The organism is Rathayibacter sp. SW19 (assembly GCF_030866825.1).
GTDB lineage: Bacteria > Actinomycetota > Actinomycetes > Actinomycetales > Microbacteriaceae > Rathayibacter_A > Rathayibacter_A soli.
Genome location: NZ_CP133020.1, coordinates 944,201 through 963,569, shown reverse-complemented (window position 1 = coordinate 963,569; position 19,369 = coordinate 944,201). Strand labels below are relative to the sequence as shown.

Sequence of the window (19,369 nt, the reverse complement as noted above, 5' to 3'; positions counted from 1 at the left end):
CTATGCCTCCTGGGTCGCGGTGTTCGATTGGGTGCTGGTGGGTCGAATGAGCAGGCTGCCGCTGGCGTGCACGGTTGCGGCGTGGTCGGGCAGCACGAGGGTTGTTGAGTCCATTTCGGTGACGATCGCCGGGCCGACGACGACATTGCCGGCGCGCAGCCGCTGCCGGTCGTAGACGTTCGCGGCGACGAACGCGTCATCGACCCAGATCTGCGTCGTCGAGCTGAGTGCGACGGCGGGGTCGCTGCCACCGTCATCCAATGACTGCGCCGCTACCTCGGGGCGCGGCCCGCTGGCCGTTGCCCGCACGGTGACCATCTCGTGTTCGGCATCGAGCAGGAACGAGAACAGACGTTCATGCTCGGCGTCGAACACCGCTCGCAACGCGGCCAAGCCGGCGCCGTTTCCGTCGAAAGTGTCGATATCGATCGTTACTGGGATCTCGAATCCCTGCCCGAGATACCTCAGGTCTGCCGAGTAGACGATCGTATGTTCGGATTCGGCGATGCCGTCCGCCGTGAGCGAGGCGCGCGCCAGGGCGGCCAGCTCGTCCAGGATTTCGTGAAGGCTGTCATCCGTCAGGTCGTTGAAGCTGACGACGAGGGTGCGCACCGACTCGTCGCGCAGGCTGGTCGTCGCATCGCCGTAGGCGCACAGCACGCCGGGCGAGGGCGGGATGATCACCGGCCAGGTTCCCATCAGGCGACCCAGCGCGTTCGCATGCAGTGGTCCGGCACCGCCGAACGCGACGAGCGCGAAGTCGCGCGGGTCGAATCCTTGCTGCACCGAGACGAGTCGCAGTGCGCCGAACATGTTCTCGTTGACGATGTCGACGATTCCGGCCGCGGCGGCCTCGACGGAGTCCAGCGTCGTGGCATCCACAATCGACTGCACCGCGGTGCGGGCTGCGTCGCGATCCAGGGTGATCTCACCGCCGGCGAGTTCTGTCGGAAGATAGCCGAGCACGACATCGGCATCCGTCACCGTCGGCTCGGTGCCGCCTGCAGCGTACGCCGCGGGCCCCGGGTCGGCGCCCGCGCTCTGCGGGCCCACCCGCAGCGCCTGAGTCAGCGGCGGAACGTGTGCGATCGAGCCGCCCCCTGCCCCGACCGTGCGCACGTCGACAGACGTTGCCCGCACGGTGAGGTCTCCGACGGATGTCTCGCGACCGATCCGCGGGGTCAGCCCCTGTACGAGAGCCACGTCGGTCGAGGTTCCGCCCATGTCCAGGGTGAGGAAATCGCCGAATCCGGCCTGCTCCGCGACCCAGGCTGCGCCGATGACGCCACCGGCCGGGCCGGACATCATCACGGACACGGGATCGTGAGCGGCGGCATCCGCTGAAACCAGGCCGCCATCGCTCTTGAGGATGTAGAGCTTGCCGGCCGCTCCCGATTCAGTGAGCTGGTTCTCGAGGTGCTCGACGTAGTTGGCCACCTGCGGTTGCACGTAGGCGTTGGCAACCGTGGTGATCGCTCGTTCGTACTCGCGCAATTCCGGCAGCACTGAGGATGAAAGCGACACGGCGATGCCGGGAAGTTCCTCCGCGGCGATCTCGCCGATGCGTTGCTCGTGTTCAGCGTTGGCGTACGAGTTGATCAGGCTGACGCTGAGTGCCTCGACGCCCTGAACCTTGAGCTTGCGCAACTGGGCGCGCACATCGTCCTCATCCAGAGCGGTGACGATCTCGCCCTTGCTGTCCATGCGGCCGATCACCTCGACGGTGTCTTCCAGGGCTGCGAGCGGTTCGGGCTTGGGCCAAATAATCCAACCGGCCAGCCCGCCGGGCACGAACGACCGCGCGATCTGCAGAACCTGCCGAAATCCGTGCGTCGTAACGAGGCCAACTCGCGCGCCCTTGCCCTCGAGCACGGCGTTCGTGGCCACGGTCGTGCCGTGCAGCACGTCGCCCACCTCGTGTAAGCCGATGTCGGCCAGGTTGCAGACCTGGTGGATGCCGCGCAACACTCCGACCGATTGGTCGGCCGGTGTAGACGACGTTTTCGCGCGGAACGTCTCGCCGCTTTCTTCGTTGACCAGCAGGATGTCCGTAAACGTTCCGCCGACGTCAACACCGAGTCGATAGCTCATGGGTTCTCCTTATATGACGCCGGCGGAGCGCAACGACGACAGGGTGTCGTCGTCGATGCCCAGCAGGCCTTGGTAGATTTCTGCGTTGTGCTCGCCGAGCGTCGGGCCCAAATGCCTGACGGCCCCCGGCGTTTCGGACAGTCGTGGAAAAACATTCTGGAGCGCGAAGTCGCCGAGCTCCGGGTGCACCAGCTTCACGATGGCTTCGCGTGCGGCGAACTGAGGGTCGGCGAACATGTCTTTGGCGCGGAAGATGCGCCCAGCCGGCACACCACCGACGTGCAGGCGTTCCAGCAGATCGTCAGCACCGAGCGTGGTGGTCCACTGCGCGATGATCTGATCGAGCTCCTCCATGTGGGCGCCGCGTGCGCCGTGCGTGGCATAGCGGTCATCGGTGATGAACTCCGGCCGACCCATCACCTCGGCAAGCCGCCGGAAGACGGTGTCTTGATTGGCTGCCACCAGCACCATCTCGCCGTCGGCGGTCGGGTACACGTTGCTCGGGGAGACATTCGGCAGCGTTGAGCCGGTGCGCTCCCTCTCGTAGCCTGCGATCTGCCACTCGGGCAGAAGCGATTCCATCAGCGCGAGAACCGCCTCGTAGATTGCCGAATCGACGACCTGGCCCTTTCCGGATCGCCCGCGTTGGTGCAGTGCGACCAGCGTCCCGAGTGTCGCAAACAGTGCGGCGAGCGAGTCACCAAGCGAAACGCCGACGCGCGCCGGCGGCCGATCCGGCTCTCCAGTGACGTAGCGGATGCCGCCCATCGCCTCGCCGATCGATCCGTAGCCGGCCTGTTTCGCGTACGGGCCGGTCTGCCCGTAGCCGGTCACCCGCGTGACGATCAGCCTCGGGTTGAGCTTCCACAGCTCCTCGGGGGCGAGGCCCCAGCGCTCGAGCGTGCCCGGCCGGAAGTTCTCGACGAGCACATCCGCCTCTACGATCAGCCGACGCACGAGATCTTGACCGGCCTCGGTGCGCATGTTCGCCGTGATCGATTTCTTGTTGCGTGCGACCACCGGCCACCACAGCGAGATGCCGTATGGCTTCTCCTGGCCCCACTGCCGCATCGGGTCGCCGACACCCGGATCTTCGACCTTGATCACCTCGGCGCCGAAATCGCCGAGAAGCTGACCGCAAAACGGCCCAGCCAGCAGGGAGCCGAGCTCGACGACCCGTAGATCGTCGAGCGGGTAGACCGGATCCGATTGCACCATTGCCATCTTTCGTATACAACATCAGCACTATTGCCGAGTATCTGTCAGTTGCTTAGCCACCAACCTAGGTAGAAGTTCACGACTCGTCAAGAGATCTGACCCAAATTGCATACAATTCTCTGAAATGAGCGGCGTGCTAGCTTTTATTGCGTCATGACCAGCACCCCAGAACGATCCAGCGCCGAACAGTCCAGCGCCAATCAGTCCAGCGCAGAACAGTCCAGCGACAGCCGCAGCGTCGATCTTGCGTACCGATCGATTCGCGAGCAGATCCTGTCCGGCGAACAGCAGGGCGGCGAATGGCTGCGCGAAAGCGATTTGGCGACATCCATCGGTGTCAGCAGAACGCCGGTCCGCGAAGCGTTGCGCCGCCTCGCGGCTGAGGGCCTGGTGAGGCACGAGCGCAATCGGGGCGTTCAGGTGCAGAGCTGGACACTGAAGGATCTGGCGGATGTCTACGCGATCCGCTCGCTCCTGGAACCCTGGGCCTGCGGTATGGCCGCGGCCGGCGGCATGGCGGACATCGACCTCCTGCAGCAGCTCGCGGATGACATGAGCGCAACAGCGGGGCGGCCGCACGCCGACCTGGACGCGCTCACGGAACTGAACAGCCGTTTCCACACAGCGATCCTCGAGGCCTCAGGCAACGATCGCATCCGCGGTCTGCTCGCCTCCCTGGTGCAACTGCCGCTGGTCTGGCGAACGTTCTCGCACTACACGCCCGAAGAACTGCGCAGGAGTCTCACGCATCACCACGAACTGGTTGATGCGATCCGCGCCCGCAACGCCACCTGGGCCGAGTCGGTCATGCGCGCCCACATCCAATCGGCATGGACCTCTGTGCGGCGCGAGGCCGGCGGCGAAGAGTATCCCTGAACCGCCGCAGCTGCTGGTCGAGGAGCCCGCGAGCGGCATGGACTACAGGGTGTCACGCACCGCAAGGGCCAAGTCGGGGTGATCGGTGAACACGCCGTCGACGCCGGTCTCCATCAGTAGTCGGTATTCGGTCTGCCAGTCGCCGTAGTCAGCTGCAACGCTGCCCCTGCGCAGGCTCGGCACGAGAAACCTGTTCTCCGGCCGCAGCGTCCAGCAATATGCCGTGAGGCCCGCCGCGTGCACCAGGTCAACCAACTCACTGACCGCGATCGGCTCGTCGTCGTCCACGTCCACGTCCGCACCCGCATCCTGCCTGACCGGATCGCTCAGGATCATCGACGTGTTCACGCTCACTCCTGCAACTCGACTCGCGGCCGGTGCGCTGGCCAACCCATATAGCCCGGCCTCGGTCATTTCGTCCGCGTAACCGCGGGCACTGGACCCGTGCGCTGCGATCTCGTCGAATGGCGAACCGGATGCCTCGATCAAGTACACCCGGTCCGCACGCACCCCGCGTTGGTGCAGTTTGCCGAGCACGGTGCGTTCGAACGACTCGATGACGAGCCGCTGCCGCTCCTCGGCCCAACCGGCCTGGGCCAATTCCGCAGCGAACAGCTCATCCAGGGGCAGCCCGACCGACTCGAAGTAGGTTGCGTGTTTGATCTCAGCGACGATGCCCGCGGGGCCGAGCGACACATCCGCGACCTCGTCGACCAGGGTGAACAGGTCGCGAAGCCGCATGATCGGATACTGCCCGTCGAAGCTTCTGCTGGCCTGCCGCAACTCGCCGAGTCGCTCCCGCGCGCGCAGCGTCGCCAACTCCGCCCAGGTGAAATCCTCCGTGAACCAGCCGGTGACGACCTTGCCGTCCACGGACTTCGTTGTGCGGCGGTCGTTGAATTCCGGATGCCGCGCAACATTCGTTGTGGCGGAAATCTCGTTCTCGTGGCGAAGCACCAGCACGCCGTCGCGAGTGGCGACGATGTCGGGCTCGACAGCATCCGCTCCGAGCGCGAACGCAAGACGATATGCGCTCGCCGTGTGCTCCGGGCGGTACCCGCACGCACCGCGATGTCCGATGATCAGCGGGGACGTGCGGGCGCGCATGGACCGATCCTAGTCTTGGCCACTCGGCGCGGACGCAATCCCGGCGACCAACAGCAAACGCTGAGCAAACTCCTACACATTCTCGGGTAACGTTGGGTCATGGCTCTCAAGAACCCTGCACTGTCCAACAATCCCGCGTTCCGCCCGGCGAACAGCGCCGTCGCCACGACTGAGGCGACCGGCCTGGCGACGGCCGACGGGCTGCAGCAGCTGTACGAAGCCCCATCAGCGACCGCAGCGGACACCGATCGCATGACCTACGGTGACACCATCGGCAAGACAGCACTCATGTTCATCGTGCTGTTGGCAACGGCAACGGTCGCCTGGTTCGTGCCGGTCCTGACCATCCCGGGCGCCATCATCGGGTTGGTGCTCGGCCTTGTCAACGCGTTCAAGAAGAAGCCGTCACCCCCGCTGATCCTGCTCTACGCCGCGGCGGAGGGCCTGTTCATCGGCGGCATCTCGAGCATCTTCGAGCAGCTCTGGGGCGGCGTGGTGATGCAGGCTGTCCTCGCGACGCTTGCTGTGGTCACGGTCACCCTCGTGCTGTTCGCGAGCGGCAAGATCCGCGCCTCGAAGAAAGCCACGAAGGTGTTCCTGATCGCGATGGTCGGCTACCTCGTCTTCAGCCTGATCAACGTTGGCCTGATGCTGTTCGGCGGCGTCTCCAGCGATATGGCATTCGGCCTGCGTTCACAGCTCGTCTTCGGCATTCCGCTCGGCATCATCATCGGCATCCTCGCCGTTCTGATGGCCGCATACTCGCTCGTGCTCGACTTCGACTTCATCAAGAATGCCGTGCACAACCGCGCGCCGCGCGTGATGGGCTGGTACGGCGGATTCGGCCTCATGGTCACGATCGTGTGGCTCTACGTCGAGTTCCTGCGGATGTTCGCGATCGCTCGCAACTAGCGCCCTCGCCGTCATTTGACGTAGAAGTACACCACGGCCGCGACGCCGATCAGCACGATGACGATGCGGTAGACGACGGCAGGGAGGCGCCGCCCGATCGTTGCGCCGAGCTGCCCTCCGAGGATCGCGCCGATCGCGATCATCAGCGCGGCGAGCCAGGCGATCTTGCCCGTGAACAGGAAAACGACCGCGGCGGCACCGTTCGCCATCGCGGCCAGCACGTTCTTGTACGCGTTCGCCTTGTTCAGGTCACCGGGCAGCAGGATCGACAACAGCGCAAGCAGGATCACGCCCTGAGCCGCACCGAAGTAGCCGCCGTAGACCCCGGTGAGTCCGGCACCGGTTCGCAACGCGACCCGCTGAATCGGCGTGGTGTGAGCATCCGCTCGTCGGCTTTCGGCCCAGCGCTTCAACCACGGCCCCGCGATCACAAGCACGCAGGCGATGATGATCAGCACCGGCACGATGGCATCGAACGCGGCCGCCGGCAAGACGAACAGCAGAAGCGCGCCGGCGAGCCCTCCGACGAACGAAAAGGTCGCCAGCGGCCAGACATGGCGCCACTGCCCTTTGAGCTCGCGGCGATACGCCCACGCGCCGCTGACGCCGCCCGGAAAGACCCCGATGTTGTTCGTGACATTCGCGATGATCGGCGGATAACCGAGAGCGAGCAGTGCGGGGAAGGTGATCAGCGATCCGGAACCGACGACCGTGTTGATCGTGCCGGCCGCAGTGCCCGCAACGAAGAGCACGACGACGTCGAGCCAATTCACGGCCAGCACGCGGCTCAGCCCTCTGCGTCGGCCCGCGCCTCCATGCCGGTTTTGATCGCGTCCATCACGGTCGAGTCAGCGAGTGTTGTGACGTCACCGACCGGGCGATCTTCGGCGACATCGCGAAGCAGACGCCGCATGATCTTGCCGCTTCGAGTCTTCGGCAGTTCGGCGACCACCATGATCTGGCGCGGCCGGGCGATCTTGCCGATCTGTGTGGCGACATGCTCGCGCAACTCCGCGACGACATTCTCACCGCCGTCACCGGCCTCGCTGCGCAAGATCACGAACGCCACGATAGCCTGCCCGGTCATCGGATCGGATGCGCCGACCACCGCGGCCTCGGCAACCTTCTCATTCGAGACAAGCGCCGATTCGATCTCCGTCGTCGACAGACGGTGACCGGATACGTTCATCACGTCGTCGACCCGCCCGAGCAGCCAGAAGTCGCCGTCCTCGTCACGTTTCGCGCCATCACCGGCGAAGTATTTGCCCGGGAACCGCGACCAATAGGTGTCGATGTAGCGCTGGTCGTCACCCCAGATCGTGCGCAACATGCTCGGCCACGGCTCGGTCGCCACGATGTAGCCGCCTTCGCCGTTCGGAACAGACTCGCCCTCTTCGTCGACGATGTCCATCACGACACCGGGAAGCGCTCGCATTGCAGCACCGGGTTTGCCCGCAGTCACACCGGGCAGCGGGCTCACGAGGATCATGCCGTTCTCGGTCTGCCACCAAGTGTCGACAACCGGCGTCTTGTCGTGCCCGACGAAATGCCGATACCAGATGTAGGCCTCCGGGTTGATCGGCTCCCCCACGGAACCGATCAGTTTCAGCGACGACAGGTCGTACTTCTCCGGAATCTGCGAACCCCACTTCATCAACGTGCGGATGGCGGTGGGCGCGCAGTAAAGCTGCGTCACCTTGTACTTGTCGATGATCTCCCACCACCGACCCTGGTGCGGCGAATCCGGTGTCCCTTCGTACAGCACGGAGGTCGTGCCGTTGGCAAGCGGCCCGTACACGATGTAGCTGTGCCCGGTGACCCAGCCGATGTCCGCCGCGGTCCAGTAGACATCCGTCTCGGGCTTCAAGTCGAAGACCGCCCACTGCGTATATGCCGTTCCGACCATGTAGCCGCCCGTGGTGTGCAGGATGCCCTTCGGCTTCCCTGTCGTGCCCGACGTGTACATGACGTAAAGCGGATGCTCAGCATCGAAGAACTCGGCCTCGTGCGTTTTCGAGGCGGCATCCACGACGTCGTGCCACCAGAGATCGCGACCATCGACCCACGCGACCTCGTCGCCGGTGCGCTTGACGACCAGCACCGTGTCGACGTCCGCGCCATCCGCGATCGCCTGATCGACTGCCGGCTTCAGCGGCGAGGATGTGCCCTTGCGGAAGGCGCCGTCGGCGGTGATCACGATACGCGCCTGGCAGTCCTCAATGCGGCTGCGCAGTGCTTCAGCGGAGAACCCGCCGAATACGACAGTGTGCGGCGCGCCCAACCGGGCACAGGCCAGCATTGCAACAACGGTTTCGGGGATCATCGGCATGTAGATCGCAACACGGTCGCCGGTTTTGACGCCGAGCGAAACGAGCGCATTCGCGGCCTGGCAGACCATGTCCAACAGCTCTTTGTACGTGATCACGCGTGAGTCGCCGCGGTCACCTTCGAAGTAGTAGGCGACGCGGTCGCCGAGGCCATTGGCGACATGCCGATCAAGGCAGTTGTATGCGGCGTTCAGCTTGCCGCCGACGAACCACTTGGCGAACGGCGGGTTCGACCAGTCGAGCGTCTGATCCCAGTGCTGCGCCCAGTCCAGCCTCTCGGCCTGCTTGTCCCAGAAGGCGAGACGATCCGCGCCAGCCTCGTCGTAGGCATCCGCCGTGACATTCGCCTGCGTGGCGAACGCCTCGCTCGGCGGGAACGTTCGATCCTCGCGCAGCAGATTGGAAATCGTCGGGCCGGTGATTGGACTGTCTGTCATCGTTGAGCTTCCTTGCTTCTGAACTTCTGTGCTTCCGTACTTCTGTGCTTCCGTACTTCTGGGCTTACGCGTCTCCACGTCGATGCTGTTGAGGCGCACCACGACCACGATCGCGAGTAGTCACAGCGACCCGCGATCCGATACCAGGATTGTCGTGATCATATCGCGGATCGCCAACCCGAGCCCAAGCGCGAGCCGCGAGAGCACTTCCGAACCGCGTCCTCACCGCGTCCCGGGTGGATCAAAGGAGAGGGGCATGACCCACGGCGAGTGCGCCGCGCTACTCCCACTCGATGGTACCCGGCGGCTTCGACGTGACGTCGAGCACGACCCGGTTGACATCCTTCACTTCGTTCGTGATCCGGTTGGAGATCTTGGCCAAGAGGTCGTACGGCAGCCGCGTCCAGTCCGCGGTCATCGCATCTTCGGACGAGACCGGCCGCAACACGATCGGATGCCCGTACGTGCGCCCGTCGCCCTGCACGCCAACCGAGTGCACATCTGCCAGCAACACAACAGGGCACTGCCAAATCTCGTTGTCGAGACCGGCGGCGGTGAGCTCGGTGCGCACGATCGCATCCGCTTCTCGCAGCAGGTCGAGGCGCTCGCGCGTCACCTCACCGACGATGCGGATGCCGAGGCCCGGCCCCGGAAACGGCTGCCTGCCGACGATCGCCTCGGGCAGGCCGAGCTCGCGGCCGATGGCGCGCACCTCGTCTTTGAACAGGGTGCGCAGTGGTTCGACGAGCTCGAACTGCAGGTCTTCGGGCAGGCCCCCGACGTTGTGGTGGCTCTTGATGTTGGCCGTGCCGGTGCCTCCGCCGGATTCGACGACATCCGGGTAGAGAGTGCCCTGCACCAGGAATCGGATCGGGTCGCCGCCCGCCGCCGCTTCCGCGATGAGATCGGCCTGCGCCTTCTCGAACGTGCGAATGAACTCACGCCCGATGATCTTGCGCTTCTCCTCCGGGTCGCTGACCCCGGCCAGCGCATCGAGGAACTGATCGACGGCATCCACCGTCACCAGGCGGATGCCCGTGGCCGCCACGTAGTCTTCCTCGACCTGGCGCCGCTCATCCTGGCGCAGCAGGCCGTGGTCGACGAACACGCAGGTCAGCTGGTCGCCGATCGCCTTGTGCACAATTGCCGCCGCCACGGCGGAATCGACCCCGCCGGAGAGCCCGCAAATGACCTTGCCGCCGCCGACCTTCGCGCGGATCGCGGCCACCTGCGTCTCAATGACGTTCTCACTGTTCCAGTCGGCCGGAATGCCTGCGGCACGGTGCAGGAAGTTTTCGAGCACGGCCTGCCCGAACGCGGAGTGCTTCACCTCGGGGTGCCATTGCACGCCGTAAAGTTTGCGCTCGTCGCTGGCGAACGCCGCAACGGGGGTCGAAGCAGTCGACGCCAGCACATCGAACCCGGCCGGTGCCTTGGCCACGGAGTCGCCATGGCTCATCCACGCGGTCTGCTGCGCCGGTTGGTCCGCGAGCAACACGCCGGCGTCGCTGACGGTGACGTCCGTCGACCCGTATTCGCGAGCGCCTGTCTGCGCGACCTCGCCGCCGAGGGCGGTTGCCATCACCTGGAAGCCGTAGCAGATGCCGAGTGTCGGAACCCCGAGATCGAAGATCGCCGAGTCGAACGCGGGCGCGCCTTCCTCGTACACGCTCGACGGCCCGCCCGACAGCACGATGCCGATCGGGTTCTTCGCCGCGACCTCTGCTGCCGTGATTGTGTGGGGCACGATCTCTGAATAGACGGATGCCTCTCGCACGCGTCGCGCGATCAACTGCGCGTACTGCGCACCGAAATCGACGACGAGAACCGGGCGAGCGGCTGTACCGGCGGCCGGATCGGTGACGGGTTCGCTAATGGGATGCCTCCACGTTGGTCGATCCGGTGCCGGTTCCCGAGCTTGACCCTGCACCGATTCCGGCAGCCAGGTCTTCGGCCTCGCGCTTCGCGAGGTATGCCCGCACCTGCTTGGTGATGTAGTGCTCGACGATGAAAGACATGAACGGAATGACACCACCGAGCGCGATCTGCACGAACTTCGTGAACGACAGCCGCATCAGGCTCCACAGCCGGAAGTCGGCGAACAAATACAGCACGTACAGCCAGCCGTGAGCGATCAGGATCGCTGTGGACAGGTCGACACCCGTCGTGCCGCCGTTGCCGTCAACTGCGTTCCACGGAACGAACGCGAGCACGGGGAGTCCGGGGGCGAATGCATACAGCGAGTAGCCGATCCCGTACTTCACGATCATCTCGGCGACGAGCAGCAGGAGCATGATTCCGGTGATGTACGCCGTCACGCGGTAGAGCTTCAGCGCGCCCGGGATCTTGGGCAGATCGACGGCACGCGGGCGGGCGCTGGAGGCGGAGGAAAGTTGGGCGATGGTGCGGGAGAACAGGGATCCGCCGTCCTCCGGATCGGGGGTACTGGGCATGAGATCAGTCTACGTTGCCGACGTGGATGGCCCCTGATCGCGGGCAAGCCGATCGCGGGCTGTGATCCTGGATCAGACGGAGATGATCTCGACTAAACCCTCGACTCCGAAAAGATCCGCCGCGTTGCGTGTGTACAAGCGCGCCGAGTGCGCGTGCGCGGTGGCAGCGATCAGGAGGTCCAGCACTCGAGATCGCGGCTGACGACCAATTCCGACAACGGCGGCTGCAAGTTGCCCATAGCTTGCGGCCACCGCATCATCGATGGGCAGCGCGTCGAATTTGCGTTGGAGGCCCGCCAGCCTGCGCAGACGCTCGGCGCGGACCCGGTCGTCGGCGGTGACCAGCACGCCGAAGTGCAACTCGGCGATCGTCGCGACGCTGATCGCGAGTTCACCTTCCAGCGGCCGCACATCGTGCGCAAGCAAGACGCTTGTGTCGAGGATTGCCTTCACGAATGGTTCTCCCACGGGTTGTCGATGGATTGATCGATCACATCGCGGTCACGTTCCCAATCAGGGTCAGACGGTCCAGTAAAAATGTCGGCAATGTCATCCCAGCGTTGCCAGCGCTTCGGCCCGGCAGGAACCATCCGAGCCGCTACTCGACCGGAGACGGTGATTTCGATCTCCTCACCGCGTTCGACTCGCCGCACAAGTTCAGACGCGTCCTGACGCAAAGCACGAAGCCCAACAGATCCCATGCGCCCATTGTAGCACCTGTGCTACTAGCCAGCGCATGAGCTCGTATGGTGCCTACGACGCGGCGCCCCTCACTGCCGCGATCACCAGGCCGATCGGGGCCGTCACGATGAGGATCACGACGATGATCCGGAAGCCATAGAGCATCGCCCTGCTGTCGGTGCGACCCCCACGCACACCCCACACGAACAGGATCAGCGCGATCACGAGTAGCGCCGCACCAATGAAGACGACAGGAGTCACGGCCAGCACGGTTCCAAGGACCACACCAACGTGCGCCAGATTGAACGTCACGGCTTCGATCGCGATCACACGCCCAGACGGCTGCTTGGTGGCAAGCCGCGCCTGCCCGATGCCGAGAACGAGCTGCGCCACACCGGCGACCAGCACAATGTATGCGACCGCCCACGACGCCGTGTAGCTGGGCGATAAAGCGGTCGCCGCAGAAAGTGCACCGCCAAGCACAATGCTGATTCCGCCGATGATGACAAATGGGGTCATGGAACGCTTCACACTCTCGAGACTATCCCGCGCGTCTGAACCCCGCAGCGCGCAGCCATCGCGGCGGTCACGAACGGGTCGGCCGATTGCGGCGACTACGTTGGAACCATGAACTGGTCCTCGTTCCTCGCCTCCGGAACGGGCCGCCCCGTTCGCCCTCTTCTCACCGAAGCGCTGGCCGCGCGCAGCGATCGCACCCCGGGCACGGCGATCGACCTCGGCGCCGGCGACGGAACGGAGTCGCGCTTCCTCGCCGTGAACGGCTGGACTGTTTACGCCTACGACGGTGCCATCGGCACAGAAGAGCGCGTGCCCGCCGGCCTGAACACAAGCCCAACTGATGCCTCGGCTCGCCTCCACACGACACGGCTCGACTTCGAAGCTATCACCACGCTTCCCAGCAGCGATCTGATGTACGCCGGCCGATCCCTGCCGTTCTGTGCCGAGGCCGCGTTTCCAGAGCTGTGGAACGTGATACTCGCATCGATCAAACCCGACGGATGGTTCGTGGGCGACTTCTTCGGCCCAAACGATTCCTGGGTCGGCCGGTCCACCATGAACTTTCAGGGCCGTTCGGATATCACGGAACTGCTGGCGGGCTTCACGATCGACAAACTGGCTGAGGCAGAAGGACCGGCGAGCACTCCGTTCGGTGACAAACACCTGCATATCCTGAGCGTGATCGCTCACCGCTAGCGGTTGATCACCTACCGACACCCCGCTGGTCGTGTAGAACGCGAGCTTTCGGTCCCTGAGCGAAGCCGAAGGGCGAGCGAATCGAGACCAAGGGTCATCCGTCGTGCAGAGCCAGGTCTCGATACACGGCGCTCGTTCCTCGCGGCGCTACTCGACCACCGGGGGTGCGGATGCGCCCGCCTCGGCAGCATCCACAGCCTCCGCAGCCACCGCATCCTCCTCCTCACGCTCCCACGCGTCGCGCACCACGCGATACCAGAGGAAGACGGCGAAACCTGCGAAAACGGCCCACTCGAGGGCGTAGAACACGTTCAACCAGTCCAACGTGGCTTGCTCGATCGGCGGCGGCGAATAGATCTTGACGAGACCGGCCGGCGGAGTACCGTGCTGCACGACGTAGCCGATGTACACATCCGAGCCGTCGACGCCGGTCCAGAGGTTGTACAGCGCGGCAGTGGACATCGCGCTCATGGTCTGAGGGTTCTCGCTCGCCGCTGGCGCGGTCGGAGCCTCTGGGGGCAGCAGTCGACCCGTGATCGTCTCCTGTGTTGCCGGTTCTGCAGTCAATTTCGCCACTGCACGGTCTGCGGCCGCTTTGTCAGGTGCCCAGCCACGGGCCACGGCAAGTTCGACGGGCCGACCCGCGGCATCCGTGTCGGCCAACGTGAACCGGGCGACGACCCAATAGCCGGTCGCGCCGTTGTTGAGCCGACCTTCAAGCAGTTGATAGTCGTGCGGTGCGAACGCACCGGTCGCTGTCACGAGCTGGCCGACCATGTCGGTGCGCACGTCGGTGTTCGGCTGCGCCGCTTTGGTCAACGGAATCACGGTTTCGGTCGGCCGCTGCACGACCGTGCCCGATTCGATTGCCCGCTGCAACTGCCACTGCCCGAGTGCGGCGAATCCGGCGGCGACAGCCAGCGCGAACACGAGCGCCAGGAGCCATTTCGGGCGCACCATCGTTCGAAGCAGCGTCGAGCGCTGGTGCAGGCTCTCCGGGTCGCGCACGGAGGTATTGTGGCTGGAAATCTCAGTTCTGCTTTCGGTTCACATCGGTGTCGCTCTGGCGCATGGCTTGCTCGACGACCCGGTCGATCGCCTGCCGCGTGTCGGCATCCGGTGCGCCCGAGGGTCCGGATGTCGCCGCCTCGACGAGCGCGATCTCCTCATCGAGCATGGGGTTGCGTTTCTCCCGCGGCGGGCCGCCCTGCTTCGCGCGGCGCCGTCCGACCAGTACAGCACCCATTCTCTCTGAATTCGCCGCAAACAGCGGCCCGAGCACCGCCATGATCAAGACGTACAGCCCGGCGAAGGGTGTCAGCCGGGAGTCCAGGCCGGCGGAAACCGACAGCGTGGCGAGGATCAGAGTGAACTCGCCTCGGTTGACAAGGATGGCGGCAGCATTCAGACCCTCTGGCAGGCGGTAGCCGTGCATTCGCGCGATGATCGCACCGGAGGCGATGTTGAGCACGAATGTCATCACGACGGCCAGCAGCACGATGCCGATTACCTGCGGGAAGTCTGAGACGTTTAAGGCGAGGCCGAAGTTGAGGAAGAAGAAGGCGGCGAAGACATCGCGCAGCGGCACAGCGACACGTTCGATTTTCGTGCGGTAGCGACTGGCGCCGAGAACGAGGCCGATTAAGAACGCGCCGATCGCATCCGTCACGCCGATGAGCTCGCCGATGCCGGCGAACAAGACAGCGAGCCCGAAGAAGAGGATGGTAAACAGCTCGTCGTCCTTCGTGCGCACCAGTCGGGACACGACCCGGCCACCCCAGCGCGCAATCGTGAACATGACGATCAGGAACAGGAATGCGATCGACAATTGCAGAATGATCGGCCAGATCTCGGTCTTGCCGCTGAGCACGACCGAGACGATCGCCAGATAGATCGCGATGAAGATGTCGCCGACCACGGTCACGCCGAGGATCATCGGCGTCTCTTTGTTGGCCAGACGCCGAAGCTCGATCAGCAGTTTTGTGATGATGGCACTGGATGAGGTGCCGGTCATGCCGGCGATCACGAGTGCCTCGCGGGTGCCCCAGCCGGTCATCATGCCGAACAGGAAGCCGACTCCCATGTTCAGCACGATGTACAAGCCGCCGGAGATCAGCAGCTTGCCGGCACTGCCGAAGAACTCATCCTGATCGAACTCGAGGCCGAGACTGAACAGCAGCAGAATCAGCCCGAAGACGGCGATCAGCTCGATGTAGTTCGAGTCGAAATTGAGCGGGAACCAGCCTTGATTCTTACTGGCCAACAGCCCCACCAGCATGTAGATCGGAATCGCCGGCAAGCTGACCAACCGCCCCAGCCTGCCGAGCACGTATGCGACGAGCAGCAGCAGGCCGAGAACAATGAGGTCATCACCGAGATGCATCACTACCCTCCGGGTGGCGCGTCGACGGCGATGGCCGCGGTCGCTTGTGGCAGCTCACCGGAGCGGAAGAACGTGAACGTGCGCGCGACTTTCTCCGGCGAACCTGCCACCACGAGCGTGTCGCCCGGGAACACTTTGAAGTCAGGGGACGGCGCCGGGTTGGCGGATTCACCGCGCACCACCGCGACGACCGTGAGCCCCGCGACACCGCGATCGGCCGGGCTGCCGAGCGACTGTCCGGCGATGTAGTCCTCATAGTCAACCGTGAACCAATCGATCGACAAGCCCGGGATCTGGTCGAGCGCCGTCAGTGACTCGGTGATCTGCGTGCCACCGAGCAGTTCAGCCAGCGTGTGTGCTTCGTCTTCACTCAGTCGTAGCGAGACTTTCGTCACGTCCGAACCGTCTTCGTCGTCGGAGAACGTGATCAGGTCGCTGTGACCGGAACGGTGGGCGATCACGCCCACTTTGCCGCCGTCATCCGTCACGAAGGTGTGCAGCACACCGACGCCGGGCAGCTTGACCCGCCGAACATCAACCATGGTTGGACTCCCGTGCGTGTCTCGTGAGGGCGTTCGTTAAGTGTAACGGAGGGCGACTCCCCAGCCGGTGGTCGAGTAGCGCGCGAGGAACGAGCACGCGTATCGAGACCTCGCAGTCCGGCGCGCGGAGGTCTCGATACGGTCGCTGAGCGACCTACTCGACCAGCGGGGGCTATGTCACCGAGAAGTCGGGGGCTTCCAGGCGCACGCGATCGGCGGATGCGTCATCCGGTTGGGTCTGCGACGCGCGCTCGGCCTCGAGGCGGCGCAGGTAGAACGCCACCTCGCGCTTCTGACGTTTCTCGTCCCAACCGAGTACCCCTGCCATGAGTGCGGCGGCAACCGGAGCCGCGGACGCGCCGCGATCCCATGCCTCGATTGAGATGCGCGTGCGTCGCGCGAGCACGTCGTCCAGATGCAGAGCACCCTCGTGCGAGGCCGCATACACGACTTCGACGCCGAGGTAGTCGTCGGCTCCGGGTAGCGGGTCGGCCAGTTCCGGATGCGCGTGGATCAGGGCAAGCAGCTCCTCAGCAAGCGTGCCGTATCTGTTCAGCAGGTGCTCGATCCGGGTAACGTGCAGGCCTGACTTTGCTGCGATTCTCGCCCGTTTATTCCACGCGGCTTGATAGCCTTCCGCTCCGACGAGGGCGATTTCCTGCGTCGTCGACGGCGGGATCTTGCCGTCGAGCGCATCCGCTGCCGCGTCGATCGCGTCTTTCGCCATGATGCGGTATGTCGTCCACTTGCCGCCGGCGATGACGACCAGGCCAGGCACGGAGTGTGCGACGATGTGCTCGCGCGACAGCTTCGAGGTCTGCTCGGATTCACCTGCCAGAAGCGGACGCAGGCCGGCGTAGACGCCCTCGACGTCTTCGCGAGTCAGCGGAACCGCTAGAACCGAGTTCACGTGCTCGAGCAGATAGTCGATGTCGGCGGCGGTCGCGGCCGGATGCGCCTTGTCCAGGGTCCAATCGGTGTCTGTCGTGCCGATCAGCCAGTGCCTGCCCCACGGGATGACGAACAGCACGCTCTTCTCGGTGCGCAGCAACAGCCCGATCTTCGACTGAAAGCGGTCGCGCGGCACGACGAGATGCACGCCCTTGGAGGCCCTCACCTTGAACTGCCCGCGCTCCCCCACCATGGACTGGGTGTCGTCGGTCCACACCCCAGTTGCGTTGACCACCTGCTTTGCACGAATCTCGAAGCGCTCGTCCGTCTGCAGGTCGCGAGCCTGCACACCGACGACGCGCTCGCCGACCTTGAGAAAGCCCTCGACACGCACCCGGTTTGCAACGTGCGCTCCGTACGCGGCAGCGGTGCGCGCCAGATTGGCGACGTAGCGGGCGTCGTCGACCTGCGCGTCGTAGTAGGTGATGCCACCGATCAGCGCGTCGTGAGCAAGGGACGGGATGGCACGCTCGACCTGCCGCTTGGACAGGTGCCGGTGGTGCGGCACACCCGGCGGGCGCAAACCTGTGTAGGAGAACGCATCGTAGAGAAGCATGCCCGCACCGACATATGCCCGCTCGACGAACCGTTTTCGCAGCGGATACAGAAAGCGCACCGGCTTCACCAGGTGCGGCGCGATCCGCTGCAGCAGCAGGCCGCGCTCGATCAGCGCCTCGCGCACCAGGCGAAAATCGAGCTGCTCCAGATAGCGGATGCCGCCGTGCACGAGCTTCGAGGACCGACTCGAGGTTCCGGATGCCCAATCCCGCTGCTCGAGCAGGCCGACCGAGAGACCGCGAGTGACAGCATCCACGGCGCAACCGGTGCCGACGATGCCGCCGCCGATGACGAGAATGTCGAGCTCGGTGTTCTTCAGCGAGGCGATCGAAGCCGCCCGTTCGGTCGGCCCGAGCTTCGATGAATGTGTTACGAGACCGCTGCGTGGCATGCGCTCCGCCTCCCTCGGGCTCCTGCCCGACCTGTCTGCCGACCGCTGTGCCCGATCGCTGTGCCCAGCCGTACCCGTGCGGACGGCTTTTGTTAGTGCTCCTGGTACGGCGAGACGATCACCTCGACGCGCTGGAATTCTTTCAGATCCGAGTAGCCAGTCGTGGCCATTGAGCGCCGCAAGGCACCGACCAGGTTGGACGTGCCATCCGCAACGGGTGACGGCCCGTAGAGCACGCCCTCCAGCGTTGCGACCTGTCCGACCGCAACGCGGTTGCCACGCGGCAGCTGCGGATGGTGCGCCTCGGGCCCCCAGTGCCAGCCGCCGCCCGGCGCATCCGTCGACCGGGCCAACGCGGTGCCGAGCATTACGGCATCCGCCCCGCAGGCGATCGCCTTGACGATGTCGCCGGAAGAGCCGAGCCCGCCATCGGCGATCACGTGCACGTAGCGGCCGCCCGACTCGTCCATGTAATCGCGGCGAGCGCCGGCGACATCGGCGACCGCGGTGGCCATCGGCGCATGGATACCGAGAGTCTTGCGGGTGGTCGTCGCGGCTCCCCCGCCGAAGCCGACGAGCACACCGGCAGCACCGGTGCGCATCAGGTGCAGCGCCGCCGTATAGGTCGCGGCACCGCCGACCACGACGGGCACATCCAGCTCGTAGATGAACTTCTTCAGGTTCAGCGGTTCGCGGTCTTTGGAGACGTGCTCGGCGGAGACCGTTGTGCCGCGGATGACGAACAGGTCGACACCGGCAGCTACCACGGTCTCGTAAAACTCTTGGGTGCGCTGCGGCGACAGTGCGCCGGCGACCGTGACACCGCCCTCGCGGATTTCGGCCAAGCGCTGGCTGATCAGTTCTGCCTTGATCGGCTCGGCATAGATCTGCTGCATCCGCGACGTCGCCCGCTCGGCAGGGAGCGATCGGATCTCGGCCAGCAACGGCTCCGGATCCTCATAGCGCGTCCAGACACCTTCCAGGTCGAGCACACCGAGACCGCCGAGCTTGCCGATCATGACCGCGGTCGTCGGCGAGACGACGGAGTCCATCGGTGCGGCGAGGAATGGGATATCGAACTGATATGCGTCGATCGACCAACTGACGGAAACGTCCTCGGGGTCGCGTGTTCGCCTGCTCGGCACGATCGCCACATCATCGAACGCATACACACGGCGCGCGCGCTTGGCCCTGCCGATCTCGATCTCCATGCTCACCGCTCCAGCC

General features: G+C 64.9%; 18 protein-coding genes. 3 read left to right on the top strand and 15 right to left on the bottom strand.

The window, feature by feature from the left end:
* Nucleotides 1-2,091, bottom strand: coding sequence for a hydantoinase/oxoprolinase family protein (locus tag QU604_RS04405; protein WP_308467578.1), 2,091 nt, complete (start codon nucleotides 2,089-2,091; stop codon nucleotides 1-3).
* Between the two features lie 9 nt (nucleotides 2,092-2,100).
* A complete protein-coding gene (locus QU604_RS04400) occupies nucleotides 2,101-3,315 on the bottom strand; it encodes a CaiB/BaiF CoA transferase family protein (protein WP_308467577.1) in 1,215 nt (404 codons plus the stop codon).
* A gap of 147 nt (nucleotides 3,316-3,462) precedes the next feature.
* Here QU604_RS04400 and QU604_RS04395 point away from each other — a divergent pair, with 147 nt between their 5' ends.
* On the top strand, nucleotides 3,463-4,185 hold the full coding sequence (locus QU604_RS04395) for a GntR family transcriptional regulator (protein ID WP_308467576.1): 723 nt from the start codon (nucleotides 3,463-3,465) through the stop codon (nucleotides 4,183-4,185).
* 42 nt (nucleotides 4,186-4,227) lie between these two features.
* On the opposite strand, the gene QU604_RS04390 is transcribed toward QU604_RS04395, so the two are convergent.
* Nucleotides 4,228-5,292, bottom strand: coding sequence for a glycerophosphodiester phosphodiesterase family protein (locus QU604_RS04390; RefSeq protein ID WP_308467575.1), 1,065 nt, complete (start codon nucleotides 5,290-5,292; stop codon nucleotides 4,228-4,230).
* Between the two features lie 99 nt (nucleotides 5,293-5,391).
* Between QU604_RS04390 and QU604_RS04385 the strand changes: the two genes are divergently transcribed.
* Complete coding sequence (locus QU604_RS04385; protein ID WP_308467574.1) at nucleotides 5,392-6,204, top strand: Bax inhibitor-1/YccA family protein; 813 nt, start codon at nucleotides 5,392-5,394, stop codon at nucleotides 6,202-6,204.
* Nucleotides 6,205-6,215: 11 nt separating this feature from the next.
* Here QU604_RS04385 and QU604_RS04380 read toward each other — a convergent pair whose 3' ends face one another.
* The 7 genes from QU604_RS04380 to QU604_RS04350 all read right to left on the bottom strand — a co-directional run bounded on the left by QU604_RS04380 (nucleotide 6,216) and on the right by QU604_RS04350 (nucleotide 12,621).
* On the bottom strand, nucleotides 6,216-6,986 hold the full coding sequence (locus QU604_RS04380; RefSeq protein WP_308467573.1) for a sulfite exporter TauE/SafE family protein: 771 nt from the start codon (nucleotides 6,984-6,986) through the stop codon (nucleotides 6,216-6,218).
* A gap of 5 nt (nucleotides 6,987-6,991) precedes the next feature.
* Nucleotides 6,992-8,968, bottom strand: coding sequence for an acetate--CoA ligase (gene acs, locus QU604_RS04375; RefSeq protein ID WP_308467572.1), 1,977 nt, complete (start codon nucleotides 8,966-8,968; stop codon nucleotides 6,992-6,994).
* Nucleotides 8,969-9,248: 280 nt separating this feature from the next.
* Nucleotides 9,249-10,844, bottom strand: coding sequence for a glutamine-hydrolyzing GMP synthase (gene guaA, locus QU604_RS04370; RefSeq protein WP_308468844.1), 1,596 nt, complete (start codon nucleotides 10,842-10,844; stop codon nucleotides 9,249-9,251).
* Nucleotides 10,840-11,421, bottom strand: coding sequence for a DUF3817 domain-containing protein (locus QU604_RS04365; protein ID WP_308467571.1), 582 nt, complete (start codon nucleotides 11,419-11,421; stop codon nucleotides 10,840-10,842). Before QU604_RS04365 ends, guaA begins: the two co-directional genes overlap by 5 nt.
* 72 nt (nucleotides 11,422-11,493) lie before the next feature.
* Nucleotides 11,494-11,874, bottom strand: coding sequence for a type II toxin-antitoxin system VapC family toxin (locus tag QU604_RS04360; protein WP_308467570.1), 381 nt, complete (start codon nucleotides 11,872-11,874; stop codon nucleotides 11,494-11,496).
* Nucleotides 11,871-12,122, bottom strand: a complete 252-nt coding sequence (locus QU604_RS04355; RefSeq protein WP_308467569.1) for a type II toxin-antitoxin system Phd/YefM family antitoxin — start codon at nucleotides 12,120-12,122, stop codon at nucleotides 11,871-11,873. Before QU604_RS04355 ends, QU604_RS04360 begins: the two co-directional genes overlap by 4 nt.
* Before the next feature lie 52 nt (nucleotides 12,123-12,174).
* Entirely contained in the window at nucleotides 12,175-12,621 is a 447-nt protein-coding gene (locus QU604_RS04350; RefSeq protein WP_308467568.1) for a hypothetical protein, read from the bottom strand.
* Nucleotides 12,622-12,729: 108 nt separating this feature from the next.
* Between QU604_RS04350 and QU604_RS04345 the strand changes: the two genes are divergently transcribed.
* Nucleotides 12,730-13,317 carry a class I SAM-dependent methyltransferase gene (locus QU604_RS04345; protein WP_308467567.1) on the top strand — a complete coding sequence of 196 codons (588 nt, stop codon included), beginning with the start codon at nucleotides 12,730-12,732 and terminating at the stop codon, nucleotides 13,315-13,317.
* 147 nt (nucleotides 13,318-13,464) lie between these two features.
* Here the strand turns inward: QU604_RS04345 and QU604_RS04340 are convergent, their stop codons facing one another.
* The 5 genes from QU604_RS04340 to QU604_RS04320 all read right to left on the bottom strand — a co-directional run bounded on the left by QU604_RS04340 (nucleotide 13,465) and on the right by QU604_RS04320 (nucleotide 19,353).
* Entirely contained in the window at nucleotides 13,465-14,325 is an 861-nt protein-coding gene (locus QU604_RS04340; protein ID WP_308467566.1) for an SURF1 family protein, read from the bottom strand.
* Nucleotides 14,326-14,347: 22 nt separating this feature from the next.
* Nucleotides 14,348-15,700 (bottom strand): cation:proton antiporter, encoded by a 1,353-nt coding sequence (locus QU604_RS04335; protein ID WP_308467565.1) that lies wholly within the window; start codon nucleotides 15,698-15,700, stop codon nucleotides 14,348-14,350.
* A gap of 2 nt (nucleotides 15,701-15,702) precedes the next feature.
* Entirely contained in the window at nucleotides 15,703-16,242 is a 540-nt protein-coding gene (locus tag QU604_RS04330) for a cation:proton antiporter regulatory subunit (RefSeq protein ID WP_308467564.1), read from the bottom strand.
* Between the two features lie 172 nt (nucleotides 16,243-16,414).
* Nucleotides 16,415-18,142 (bottom strand): glycerol-3-phosphate dehydrogenase/oxidase, encoded by a 1,728-nt coding sequence (locus QU604_RS04325; RefSeq protein ID WP_308467563.1) that lies wholly within the window; start codon nucleotides 18,140-18,142, stop codon nucleotides 16,415-16,417.
* Between the two features lie 92 nt (nucleotides 18,143-18,234).
* A complete protein-coding gene (locus QU604_RS04320) occupies nucleotides 18,235-19,353 on the bottom strand; it encodes a GuaB3 family IMP dehydrogenase-related protein (RefSeq protein ID WP_308468843.1) in 1,119 nt (372 codons plus the stop codon).
* Nucleotides 19,354-19,369: the final 16 nt, after the last annotated feature.